At 46.0% G+C, this 13,398-nt stretch carries 9 protein-coding genes and 1 pseudogene; 9 read left to right on the top strand and 1 reads right to left on the bottom strand.

Annotated elements, in window-relative coordinates; translation table 11 throughout:
- The 8 genes and pseudogenes from QZ323_RS13425 to QZ323_RS13460 all read left to right on the top strand — a co-directional run.
- A partial coding sequence (locus QZ323_RS13425; protein ID WP_294635215.1) for a hypothetical protein occupies window positions 1–350 on the top strand: 350 nt, incomplete at its 5' end.
- On the top strand, window positions 343–996 hold the full coding sequence (locus tag QZ323_RS13430) for a LysE family transporter (protein ID WP_294635216.1): 654 nt from the start codon (window positions 343–345) through the stop codon (window positions 994–996). The genes QZ323_RS13425 and QZ323_RS13430, both read left to right, overlap by 8 nt.
- Before the next feature lie 46 nt (window positions 997–1,042).
- The gene (locus QZ323_RS13435) at window positions 1,043–1,585 is read left to right on the top strand and encodes a DUF4924 family protein (protein WP_294635217.1); all 543 of its coding nucleotides are present in this window, start codon (window positions 1,043–1,045) and stop codon (window positions 1,583–1,585) included.
- Between the two features lie 86 nt (window positions 1,586–1,671).
- Window positions 1,672–2,532 carry a dTDP-4-dehydrorhamnose reductase gene (gene rfbD, locus QZ323_RS13440; RefSeq protein ID WP_294635218.1) on the top strand — a complete coding sequence of 287 codons (861 nt, stop codon included), beginning with the start codon at window positions 1,672–1,674 and terminating at the stop codon, window positions 2,530–2,532.
- A gap of 29 nt (window positions 2,533–2,561) precedes the next feature.
- Entirely contained in the window at window positions 2,562–2,918 is a 357-nt protein-coding gene (locus tag QZ323_RS13445) for a four helix bundle protein (protein WP_294635223.1), read from the top strand.
- 48 nt (window positions 2,919–2,966) lie between these two features.
- Window positions 2,967–4,532, top strand: coding sequence for a peptide chain release factor 3 (locus QZ323_RS13450; protein WP_294635219.1), 1,566 nt, complete (start codon window positions 2,967–2,969; stop codon window positions 4,530–4,532).
- A 76-nt stretch (window positions 4,533–4,608) separates the two neighbouring features.
- Window positions 4,609–5,793 (top strand): annotated as a pseudogene (locus QZ323_RS13455) (glycosyl hydrolase 53 family protein).
- A 23-nt stretch (window positions 5,794–5,816) separates the two neighbouring features.
- Window positions 5,817–8,291 carry a glycoside hydrolase family 2 TIM barrel-domain containing protein gene (locus QZ323_RS13460; RefSeq protein WP_294635220.1) on the top strand — a complete coding sequence of 825 codons (2,475 nt, stop codon included), beginning with the start codon at window positions 5,817–5,819 and terminating at the stop codon, window positions 8,289–8,291.
- A gap of 101 nt (window positions 8,292–8,392) precedes the next feature.
- Here QZ323_RS13460 and QZ323_RS13465 read toward each other — a convergent pair whose 3' ends face one another.
- The gene (locus QZ323_RS13465) at window positions 8,393–9,943 is read right to left on the bottom strand and encodes an ATP-binding protein (RefSeq protein WP_294635221.1); all 1,551 of its coding nucleotides are present in this window, start codon (window positions 9,941–9,943) and stop codon (window positions 8,393–8,395) included.
- 1,066 nt (window positions 9,944–11,009) lie between these two features.
- Here QZ323_RS13465 and QZ323_RS13470 point away from each other — a divergent pair.
- Window positions 11,010–13,398 (top strand): SusC/RagA family TonB-linked outer membrane protein (locus QZ323_RS13470; protein ID WP_294635222.1); only part of this gene is annotated, 2,389 nt, incomplete at its 3' end.

Raw genomic sequence — 13,398 nt, forward strand, 5'->3', positions numbered from 1 at the left:
TTTTTTTTCGCTGTTTTTTGTCTGTTTTCTGCTTTTTTTTTTGCTTCGGTTCTGCTTTTTTTGCTTCAATTCCGCTGTTCTTCCGGCTTGTTTTGTTTCCTCTCTGCGGCTTGTCGGCCGTGTCTCTGCGGGTCGCTTCGTCGTTGTTTGTTTCTCTTTCGCATTCCGGTTTCAGGGGGATGATGTATCCTTTTTCAATCTCGACTCCCCTCCCTGATATGTCTTTGACAGGTGTCTACTGTCAGTCTAAAACAGGTGGAGTGTCAGAAGTTTTGCAATATTCAGTCGAAAAAACGTTAACACTGTTGGCTTGTCTCATAAAAAAGTACGATATTTGCAGCCATGATTGAAATAAGGACCATATTCGATATATTATGGAAGGGCTTTATTATCGGGGTAGTTGTATCTGCTCCCTTGGGGCCTGTCGGTGTGTTGTGCATCCAGCGCACGCTGAATAAGGGGCGCTGGTATGGCTTCATAACAGGGCTTGGGGCTTCGTTGAGCGACATTGCATACGCCCTGCTGACGGGATACGGAATGAGCTTTGTATTCGATTATGTAAACAAAAACATCTTCTATCTGCAACTGCTCGGAAGCATCATGTTGCTGGCATTCGGTGTTTATACCTTCCGCAGCAATCCGGTTTCGTCCATCCGTCCTGTCTCTACCAACAAAGGTTCTTATTTTCACAACTTCATTACGGCGTTCGCCGTCACGCTTTCCAATCCGCTCATCATCTTCCTGTTTATCGGGCTTTTTGCACGTTTTGCGTTTGTCAGCGAGGGAGTGTTGGTGTTCGAGGCGGTCACCGGATACATGGCAATTGCCTTAGGAGCCTTGTCGTGGTGGTTCGGCATTACTTATTTTGTGAATAAAGTCCGCACGCAATTCAACCTGCGGGGCATCTGGATATTGAACCGTATCATCGGTAGCATTGTCATCATTGTCTCTATATTCGGGTTGGTATTTACGCTGATGGGCGAATCTCTTTATTAAAATCGGAAGCCGGAAGGCAAGAACCGGAAACAGGGAGTTGAAAGTCATGAAGGTAGCACAGCAATTGAAAGCGAAGAATATCGCGGAATATCTTATATATATGTGGCAGGTGGAAGACCTGATACGTGCCCACGGGTGTGACAGTGATAAGATCAGCAAGAACATCATCTCGCGTTATCCCGAAGAAGAACGTCCTGCGCTGGAAGAATGGTATGGCAATCTGGTCGACATGATGCGGAACGAAGGTGTGATGGAGAAGGGCCATTTGCAAATCAACCGTAATGTGGTGATTAACCTGACGGAGTTGCATGGTGCGCTGTTATCGTCTCCCAAATACCCCTATTATAGTGCCGCCTACTTCAAGGCGTTGCCTTTCATTGTGGAACTGCGCCAGCGGAACGGGGCAAAAGAAGAGCCGGAACTGGAGACATGCTTTGAAGCCTTATATGGCGTCCTGCTGTTGCGCTTGCAGAAGAAAGAAATCACGCCGGGTACGCTGAAAGCGATAGAGGCCATCAGTAATTTCATCTCCATGCTTGCCAACTATTACGAAAAGGACAAGAACGGAGAGCTGAAGCTGGACGAATGACCGGAAAACGGCAGACTTCGTACGGCAGGGCAGGCTGAAAACTGTATGAAATAAGATTGTAAATAACTAAATCTAACAATAAGAAGATGAGAATATTAGTAACCGGAGCCAACGGACAACTGGGCAATGAAATGCGGGAACTCGCCAAAGAGAATCCGCAGCATACCTATATCTTTACGGATGTTCAGGAACTGGATATTTGTGACGAGCTGGCGGTGCGGGCATGCATTGCCGACAATCAGGTAGAAGTCGTGGTGAACTGTGCCGCCTATACAGCGGTCGACAAGGCAGAAGATAACCAGGAATTATGCCGTAAGTTGAATGAGGAAGCACCGGGCATACTGGCACGTGCCGCACAGGCCAACGGGGCTGCCATGATACAGATTTCTACAGACTACGTGTTCGACGGCACGGCGCATGTCCCTTATACGGAAGAGTGCGAGACGTGTCCTAACTCAGTTTACGGATTCACCAAGTTGGGCGGCGAGAAAGAAGTGATGCAGAACTGCGAGAAAGCGATGGTGATTCGTACAGCCTGGCTGTATTCCATCTATGGAAACAATTTCGTAAAGACGATGCTCCGTCTCGGTCGCGAACGCGAATCGCTTGGTGTCGTATTCGATCAGATCGGCACTCCGACGTATGCTAAAGACTTGGCAACAGCCATCTATGCCGCTATCAACCACGGAATCGTTCCGGGCATCTACCATTTCAGCAACGAAGGCGTGTGCTCATGGTATGACTTCACGGTAACCATTCATCGTCTTGCCGGCATCGATACCTGCAAGGTAAGCCCTTTGCATACCGACGAATATCCCGCCAAGGCACCCCGTCCGCACTATTCTGTGCTGGATAAAGCCAAGATCAAGAGGACGTTCGGAATCGAAATACCCCATTGGACGGATAGTCTTGATGCATGCATCAAGAAGTTGAAAGTGGAAAATTGAAAGTGGAAAATTCAGAGAGTGCCATATCGATGAAGTCTTATGCGTTTGCTATACGTATAGTAAATGCTTTTAAATATTTGACTACGTCGCAGAAAGAATATGTTCTTTCGAAGCAATTGTTGAGAAGTGGGACTGCAATCGGAGCGTTGAACAGAGAAGCAATTCATGCTCAGAGCAAGGCTGACTTTCTGAATAAGATGAATATTGCCCTGAAAGAGGCTTATGAAACAGAATATTGGTTGCAGTTATTGTATGATACCCAATATTTGGATAAGAAAACTTATGAGTCAATCAATGCTGATTGTAGGGAATTAGTCGCTTTATTGACAAGTACAGTAAAAACAGTAAAAACGAATATAAAAATCAAGGAGAAGGGTAAGATGTGAGTTGGAATTTTCAACTTTCCATTTTCCATTTTCCATTTCGAAAGAAGTATGAGCGAGATAGATAGGAGAAGAACTTTTGCGATTATCGCGCATCCGGATGCAGGTAAGACTTCATTGACAGAAAAACTGCTGTTGTTCGGAGGACAGATTCAGGTGGCAGGTGCCGTAAAGAGCAATAAGATCAAGAAGACTGCTACATCCGACTGGATGGATATAGAGAAACAACGTGGAATTTCTGTGACCACTTCCGTGATGGAGTTCGATTATCACGGATACAAGATCAACATCCTTGATACGCCCGGTCACCAGGACTTTGCCGAGGATACTTACCGCACACTGACCGCAGTGGACAGCGTTATCATCGTGGTGGACGGTGCGAAAGGTGTGGAGACGCAGACACGTAAACTGATGGAGGTGTGCCGCATGCGCAATACGCCGGTAATCATCTTCGTCAATAAGATGGACCGCGAAGCCAAAGACCCGTTCGACCTGCTCGACGAGTTGGAGGAGGAACTTGCCATCCATGTGCGCCCGTTGACTTGGCCTATCGAGAGCGGTGTCCGGTTTAAGGGTGTTTATAATATCTATGAGCATAATCTGAACCTGTTCCAACCTTCCAAACAGGTCGTTGCGGAGAAGGTGGAAGTGGACATTCATACCGAAGAACTGGACAAGCGTATCGGTGCGCAGCTGGCAGACAAGTTGCGTGGCGAACTGGAACTGATTGATGGCGTTTATCCGGAATTTGATAAGAATGAGTATCTGAAAGGCGATCTGGCTCCGGTCTTCTTTGGTTCGGCGCTGAATAACTTCGGTGTGGAAGAGTTGCTCAATTGCTTTGTGGAACTGGCGCCAAGCCCTCGTCCGGTGCAGGCAGAAGAGCGGGTAGTGGAACCCGACGAGCCGAAATTCACGGGTTTCATCTTCAAGATAACGGCAAACATCGACCCGAATCACCGTTCCTGTATCGCATTCTGCAAAGTCTGCTCAGGAAAATTCACGCGAAATGCTCCCTATCTGCATGTGCGTCACGGAAAGACTATGCGCTTTTCTTCGCCCACACAATTCATGGCGCAGCGCAAGACCACGGTCGATGAGGCTTGGGCAGGCGATATCATCGGTTTGCCGGACAACGGGACATTCAAGATTGGCGATACGCTGACTGAGGGTGAACAGTTGCACTTCCGCGGTTTGCCGAGCTTCTCGCCGGAGATGTTCAAGTATATCGAGAATGCCGATCCGATGAAGCAGAAACAGCTTGCCAAGGGTATCGACCAGCTGATGGACGAAGGTGTGGCGCAGTTGTTTGTCAACCAGTTTAATGGCCGGAAGATTATCGGTACGGTGGGGCAGTTGCAGTTCGAGGTCATCCAATACCGTTTGGAGAACGAATACAGTGCAAAGTGCCGCTGGGAACCGTTGAGCCTCTATAAAGCCTGCTGGATAGAGAGTGACGATCCGAACGAGCTGGAAGCCTTCAAGAAACGTAAGTACCAGTATATGGCCAAGGACCGTGAGGGTAGGGATGTCTTCCTGGCGGACAGCGGCTATGTGCTTCAGATGGCTCAGATGGATTTTAAACACATCAAGTTCCACTTTACCTCAGAGTTCTGAACGGTTGGACTCACATGAAATGTTTTCTGAATAAGTGAATATAAATAGATATTGTTAATTATTAAATTGTATTACTATGAAGCGAATAAAATTTTTCTCAGTTTTGCTGTGCATCGCTTTTTTTGTTTCGGCATGTGGCAGCAATAAAGATGTTGAACCCAGTGAGAAACCTAATCCTGGTGACGAAGAAGTTACAGTAAGCGGATTTGCCAAGGGAGCGGATATCAGTTGGGTAACGGAGATGGAAAAGAACGGCATGAAGTTCCGCAACGCTGCCGGTGAAGAAAGAGACTGCTTTCTATTGATGAAAGAGTTAGGTCTGAATGCCATCCGCCTGCGCGTGTGGGTAGACCCATCAGCACACGGAAACTGGTGCAATGAGAGCGACCTGGTGGCTAAGGCAAAACGGGCTGCTGCTTTGGGACTGGACTTGATGATTGATTTCCATTACAGCGATTGGTGGGCGGATCCTGCACAGCAATACAAGCCGGCCTCATGGGTGGGTAAGAACCTCACGGAGTTGAAGAAAGCCATTGCCGACCATACGGTAAGTGTACTGCAGGCTCTGAAGAATGCCGGAGTCACTCCGAAGTAGGTGCAGGTAGGTAATGAAATTCGTCCGGGAATGTTGTGGGACAAGGATAAGTCATTGAGCGGCGCATCCTACGATGTGACGGAACGTGACCTGAAAGATGCCCCGGCCAATGCTTCCGACAAAGTGGTTTATCCCATGAACTGGGCTAATCTCGGTGCATTCGTTACCACTGGATATGATGCAGTGAAGTCTGTATTTTCGGATGCTATTGTCATTGTCCATTTGGATAACGGATGGGACGATGGTTTGTTCAATTGGTTCTTTGATGAACTGAAGAAGAACGGTGGCAAATGGGATATGATAGGTATGTCGCTCTATCCCTATTGGTCGCGCGAATCCAAACCGGAATATGCATCGGCAGACGCTGTTATAACTGATTGTATCAACAACATCAAGGCGGTGAGCAAGAAGTATGGTTGCGATGTGATGGTTGTGGAGACAGGCATGGAATGTGCGGACGACAAAGGCAACCTGGCAAACAGTTCTGTTCTTGCTCAAGGAAAAGTGCTGATGACGCGTATCCTGAAAGAGTGCCTCGAGAAGACGGACGGACGTTGCAAAGGCGTGTTCTATTGGGAACCGGAGTGTAAGCCAAGCCAGTACCGCTTGGGAGCATTTACCGAAGACGGCCGTCCTACAGTCATCATGGAAGCATTCAAAGATTAATCTAACATTTTTTCTGACCGATCATGAGAAAGATAACATTCATGCTCCTTGGCTGCCTGTTCTTTTCTTTGACGCTGAAGGCACAGCGCAAAGAAATCCTGCTGGAGGAGAATTGGAAATTTGCCAAAGGAGAACAGGCGGAAGCCATGCGGACGGACTTTGACGACCGCAAGTGGGAGACCGTAACCGTTCCCCATGATTGGGCTATTTTCGGCCCTTTCGACCGTAGTAACGATTTGCAGGAAGTGGCTGTAACGCAGAACTTCGAGAAGGTAGCTACCGTCAAGACCGGCCGTACGGGCGGACTTCCTTATGTGGGAATAGGTTGGTATCGCACAGCATTCGACGCCCCTGCCGACAAGCAGGCCACTCTTGTATTCGATGGCGCCATGAGTGAGGCACGCGTCTACGTTAATGGGCAGGAGGCCTGTTTCTGGCCGTTCGGCTACAACTCTTTCCATTGCGATGTCACTTCCCTGCTGAATGCCGATGGGAAGAACAATATCCTTGCCGTTCGTCTGGAGAACAAGCCGCAATCCTCACGCTGGTATCCCGGTGCGGGGCTTTATCGCAATGTGCGCCTGGTGACTACCGAGAAACTGCATGTTCCGGTATGGGGTACCCAACTGACCACGCCCCACGTGTCCGACGAATATGCTTCGGTACGCCTGCTCACTTCCATTGCCAACGACGAAGGACGGGACATCCGTATCGTTACGGAGATCATTTCGCCGGATGGTACGGTTGTAGCAACGAAGGACAATACCCGTAAGATCAACCACGGCAAGCCATTTGAACAGAACTTCCTGGTGAATGCCCCTCGTCTGTGGTCGCCGGAGACACCTTATTTATATAAAGCGGTTTCCAAAATCTATGCCGACGGCAAGCTGGCGGATGAATATACCACCCGTTTCGGCATCCGTAGCATCGAAATCGTAGCCGATAAGGGCTTCTTCCTGAATGGCAAGCATCGCAAGTTTCAAGGAGTATGCAATCATCACGACCTCGGACCGCTGGGGGCTGCGGTCAATATAGCTGCCTTGCGCCGTCAGCTTACGTTGCTGAAAGATATGGGTTGCGATGCCGTGCGCACTTCCCATAATATGCCTGCGCCGGAGCTGGTGCAGCTTTGCGATGAGATGGGTTTTATGATGATGCTGGAACCTTTCGACGAGTGGGACATTGCCAAATGCAAGAACGGCTATCACCGCTACTTCGGCGAATGGGCAGAACGTGACATGGTGAACATGCTGCGTCAGTATCGCAACAATCCCAGTGTCGTGATGTGGAGCGTCGGCAATGAAGTGCCTACCCAGTGCAGTCCTGAAGGTTATAAGGTAGCCTCTTTCTTGCAGGATATCTGCCATCGCGAAGACCCGACACGTCCTGTCACTTGCGGCATGGACCAGGTGACTTGTGTCTTGAAGAACGGCTTTGCCGCCATGATTGACGTTCCCGGTTTCAACTACCGCACCCACCGCTATTTGGAAGCCTATGAGAAATTGCCGCAGAATATCGTGCTTGGTTCGGAAACCTCGTCCACGGTCAGTTCGCGCGGCGTATATAAGTTCCCTGTCGAGAAGCGCGGCGATGCGAAGTATGAAGACCACCAGTCTTCGGGCTACGACCTGGAGCACTGTTCCTGGTCCAACGTGCCCGACGAAGACTTTGCCCTTGCCGATGACTATCCTTGGACTATCGGTCAGTTTGTCTGGACCGGTTTCGATTATTTGGGTGAGCCGTCACCTTACGATACGGATGCCTGGCCGAGCCATAGCTCGCTGTTCGGCATCATCGACCTTGCCAGCTTGCCCAAAGATCGTTACTATCTCTATCGCAGCCTTTGGAATAAGAGCGTGAACACGCTTCATGTCCTTCCGCATTGGACATGGCCGGGCAGGGAAGGGGAGAACACTCCTGTGTTCGTCTACACCAACTATCCGTCTGCCGAACTTTTCGTCAATGGCAAGAGCTTCGGGAAACAGCATAAGCTCACTGCCGAAGAGAGTAAGGCATTGCAGGGTAAAGATGCGCTTGCCTTGCAGCGCCGTTATCGTCTGATGTGGATGGATGTTCCGTACGAACCGGGTGAAGTGAAGGTGGTGGCATACGATGCTGCCGGCAAGCCGGTGGAGGAGAAAGTGATCCGCACGGCAGGCAAGCCCCATCATCTGGAAGTGGTTGCCGATCGCAACCGGTTGAAAGCCGATGGCAAAGACTTGGCTTACATCACAGTCCGCGTAGTCGATAAGGACGGCAATCTTTGTCCTGCCGACAGTAGAATGGTCAACTTCTCGGTGAAAGGTGCCGGGCGTTACCGTGCTGCCGCCAATGGCGATGCCACCTCGCTCGATTTGTTCCATTTGCCGAAGATGCCTGCTTTCAGCGGCCAGCTGACGGCAATCGTACAAGCGTCCGTACAACCCGGTGAAATCATCTTTGAGGCGAAAGCTAAGGGATTGAAATCCGGAAAGCTGATACTTCAAACCGGAAAGTAAAGAATACTAAGCCGGAAATTAAAGAATATTAAGCTGGGAAATGAAGAACAGTTCCCGGCATTCACCCACACCAATTACCGGGTGGTAGAGTGGCAAAGGTCTTACTCTACCACCCATTTTTCTATATTTCTGGTTTTTTCGCTAAAGTTTACTCCTATTTTGAATAATTTCCGTCCGTCAGCTTCAAAGGGAAGTGCATAACGCTTGTCATTGATTTGTTGTAAAGCCTCTTCGGCTGTACCTTCCAGCTTAAATTCCATGATATAGATGAACTTATCTGTCTGTAATACGAGGTCGATGCGTCCGTTGTTGGTGTTGTATTCCACTTGGGTATAGAATCCTATCAGCTTGAAGACGATGAAGAGCACATTCTCATAATGTATCTCTTGCTCACGTATGACTTCGTAAGTAGTATCGGCAAAGAAACTTTGCAGGCGGCGGAGGAAGGAGTCATAATCTCCAGATTCCACTTCACGTACGAATTTCTGAATCGCAAAAGGAGCTTCCACTTTATTGGTATTGGCATAAAAGGGCAGAAGGAAGCGAATGAACCCTTCCTCTACTTCGCGGTTGGGGAATCCCAGGCGATACATATCGAATCGTTCGTCATATCCTTTGATGGTAAGATAACCGCTTTGGTAAATCACCGGGATGGGATTGGTTGATTCGGAATCAATGCTGTTCAGTACTTGGGAATCGGTTTCTTCATGCGTCATCCGTTCGAGGTCGTAATGATGCTTCTTCAGTAACTTCACCAAGTAAGTAGGAGTTCCTGTTTCAAACCAGTATCTTCCGAACTCTTTGCGGTTGAAAGCGTTGAGTAGGCTGAACGGGTTGTAGATGCCGATGGAGTTGGGTGCGAAATGGTAACCGTCGTAATTTTCTTTGAGCTCTTTGCAAATTTGTTCATACGTCACTCCTCGAGCGGCAGCAAACTCATGAAGTTCAGTTTCCAGATTTTCATGGATTTCCCGTTCGCTGATACCACATATTTCTGTATAGTTGTTCCACATGGATATGTCGTCCAGATTGTTCAAGTCGCTGAATACGCTGACTTTTCCGAATTTGGTCACTCCGGTCAGCAGGGCGAACTTGATGTAGCCATCCATCGTTTTCAGTGCTCCGTAGAATGGCTTCAAGGTGTTCCGGAATTGTTTCTGAAGTTCTTCGTTTCCGATGGCTTGCAACATGGGCTTGTCGTATTCGTCTATCAGGATGACCACGCGTTGTCCGGTCTGTTTGCAGGCACGTTCGATGATGCCGGCAAAGCGCAGGGAGGAGGAACGTTCGGAAGGATCGGCACCATAGAGCTTTTCCCAGGCGGCTAATGATTTCTCCAGTATGTTGTCCAAACTTTCCGCAGTATCATATTTCTCGATATTGAGGTCGATGTGGAGTATGGGATAGGTTATCCAGTCTTTTTCCAGCTTCTCCATAGCCAGACCGGTGAACAATTCCTTCTTTCCTTGGAAGTATGCTTTCAGTGTCGAGACGAGCAGGCTCTTGCCGAAACGCCGGGGGCGGCTTAGGAAATAATACCGTCCGGTTTTCACCAATTGATAAATCAATGCTGTCTTATCAATGTAGAAATAGCCGTCTTGGCGGAGGCTTTCGAAATTCTGGATGCCGATGGGATAAATCTTGTTGCTCATATTGCTTTGCTTTTGTATATCAATACACAAAAGTACTTATTAATGTTGTATTCTTCAACATTAAAAAAAGATTTTTTATGTTTGATAGCACGGCTTTCCGTGTAGTCATAGGGGAGGATAGTACTTTGCGTTGGACGGGATTTTATGTTCAGCCCTCTCTCTCTAGAATTTTTTTTCTTATTTTATCTGCCATCTGCAAGGATTTGGGGCATATTGTTTTGCTTTACAGTTTGTTATCGGCTTGCAGATACACCTTGCAGATGGCTTGCAGATACCTTATCTGCAAGCCATCTGTGAGGAAGTTTGTGTATATAAGATTAACCTTTTTATTTATATAAATACTTGGTTCATATCACTGAACACTTTGTTTTCATGTCACTGAACACTTTGTTTTATATATATGAAACACTTTGTTTCTTACTATAGAACAAAGTGTTCCATACTACTGAACACTTTGTTTCATAGTATTGAACACTTTTCATTTATCTGTTTCCTGTATATAAAATCCTGTTCAAAAAGCTTGTTAAAGCCGTAGAATATCATCAAAAAGAGGTACTTTTGTTATCTTATTTAAGTTTTGCAAGTTCTTAAACTTGCTTTCAGTGACAAATAAACAAGGGTGCAAGGCTCTCCTGTCTGCCTGTTTTGTGAATAAAATGCAGGTAGAAGCCTGAACTGCTTCCTTTTGTAGCTTCATTAACTTGTTTACTGACAATCAAAGATATGCGAAACTTGAATTATATAATTATATAATGGTATTACAATCAAGTATATGGGGTATTGCCGGAAATCCTTCACTGTAGAGGTATCAATTTCCCGAAGTGTTCCTATTTCTGACGGATAGTTTACGGTTTACGTCGGCAATGCAATTTTATGTGCAATCGTTTGCATGCTTCAAATTGCATATTTTGCATTTTTCCTGTATTTTGTTAAACTAATATAGCATATTTTTGTTGCGTAATGCTGTGGGCACTTTAAAAAAAGTGCAGACAAAAATAGATATAGATTATTTTTTTGAATAATATATATAGGTAATTAATATTGTTAACTTTAATTTGTTAAATGCATGAAGCAAGTTAATCTTAGAATCTATCAAATGATTCTTCCCCTGATTTTGGGGCTATTCTTGTCAGTAGGCGTTTATGCACAGAACATCACCGTAAGAGGGCATGTGAAAGATGCTATGGGTGAAGTCGTTGGCGCCAATGTCATTGAAAAAGGTAATCCGTCGAACGGTACCATTACCGATTTGGATGGTAACTTTACGTTGTCTGTTCCCAAGGGAGCAATTCTTCAGGTCTCTTTCATCGGTTATCAAACGGCAGAAGTGGCAGCCGCTCCTTCGACTATCGTTACGCTGAAAGATGATGCGGAGCTGCTGAGTGAAGTGGTAGTTATCGGTTACGGTCGTGCTAAAAAGAACGATTTGACAGGTTCGGTAACAGCTATCAAGCCAGATGAAATGAATAAAGGTTTGCAAGTTAGTGCGCAAGACATGATTACTGGTAAAATTGCTGGTGTGAATGTCCAGAACAATGGCGGTGAACCTGGTGGTGGTGCTTCCATCCGTATTCGTGGTGGCTCTTCCTTGAATGCAAGCAATGACCCGTTGATTGTCATTGATGGTTTGGCTATGGATAATTATGGTATGCAAGGTATGTCTAATCCCTTAAACCTGGTGAACCCGAATGATATTGAAAGCTTTACAGTCTTGAAAGATGCGTCAGCCACTGCAATCTACGGTAGCCGTGCTTCTAATGGTGTAATTCTTATCACTACGAAGAAAGGTCGTAAAAATATGAAGCCTACTCTCTCTTATAATGGTAGTGTTTCGGTAAGTGCTGTAACCAATAAGCTGGATGTATTGAGCGGTAGCGAATTTATGAACTTCATAAAGGATAAAAGTGGTTTGAGCGATGCAGAATGGGAAAATAGCGAATATTATAAGAATATGGGCTATTGGAGTGCATATAATGCCGATGGAACACCTGCTGATGGTGCACAGCATCTCTTTGCGGATACAGATTGGCAAGATGAAATCTATCGCACTGCTATATCTACAGACCATAATGTAACGTTGACAGGTGCTTATAAGAATCTTCCGTATCGTGTCTCTTTGGGTTATACTAAGCAGCAGGGTATCTTGAGAACGTCCGATTTCGAACGTTTTACGGGAAGTGTTAGCTTGAATCCTACATTCCTTAAAGATCATTTGGCTGTTAATTTCAATGCTAAGGGTATGTATACTAAGACATCGTATGCTAATACGAGCGCAATTGGTGCTGCCAGTGAAATGGACCCGACGAAACCCGTTACAATTAACGATGAGTTCTTTAAGAAAAACTTTGGCGGATACTTCCAATATAGTTCTCCGGTGGATCGTAACGATGATGAGTGGGGATATTCAATCCATTCTTTGTCAACGCGTAATCCGATGTCTTATTTAGGAACAAGTTCAGATATAGGTAAGGGTAAAGAGTTGACAGGTAATCTGGAATTGGATTATAAGATTCATGGTCTTGAGGACCTTCATCTGCACGTAAATGGTGGTATGGACTTGAAGAGTGGTAAGAGTGATAAAGCTTATAGCCGTTATAATTATGATAATTATTATTACGGTAGCCAAGGTTGGAGTACTCAAGATACTTATAACCTCTCATTGAACATGTATGCCCAATATATTAAAGATTTTGGTGAAAACCATCATTTTGACGTAATGGGTGGTTATGAATGGCAACATTTCCATAAAGAAACGGATTATTACTATTACGGTACTTATCCAGATACCAATAAGGAACATCCGGGAGAATTGAAAGACCCTTCTGAAAATACTCTTTATAAGACTGAAAACTATTTGGTATCTTTCTTTGGCCGTTTGAACTATTCATTGTTGGACCGCTACTTGTTGACTGTTACAGTGCGTGATGATGGTTCTTCACGTTTCCATAAGGATAACCGTTGGGGATTCTTCCCGTCTGTGGCTGCTGCATGGAAAATTAATGAAGAAGCGTTCCTTCGTGATTCCAAGGTGGTTTCTGATTTGAAACTCCGTTTAGGATGGGGTAAGACTGGTCAGCAGGAAGGTATTGGTGATTACACTTATTTTGCATCTTATACTAACAATGGATTAGGTGCGTATTATCCGATTGTGGGCGAGGGAATAACTTATCGTCCCGATGCTTACAATGCGTCACTGACTTGGGAAAAGACCACGACCTATAATGCTGGAATTGATTTGAGCCTTTTCAATGATCGTTTTACGGCTAATGTGGATTACTACTACAGAAAAACGACCGACCTTATCAATACAGTTGCTGTAGCTGCTGGTTCTAATTTTAAGAATAAAGTAACAAGCAATATCGGCGAATTGCATAATCAAGGTTTTGAATTATCTTTAACTTATCGTCCTATTCAGACGAAAGACTGGCGTTGGGAATTGGGTTATAACATAGCTT

Origin of the sequence: uncultured Bacteroides sp. (assembly GCF_910585845.1) — a bacterium.
Taxonomy (GTDB): Bacteria; Bacteroidota; Bacteroidia; order Bacteroidales; family Bacteroidaceae; genus Bacteroides.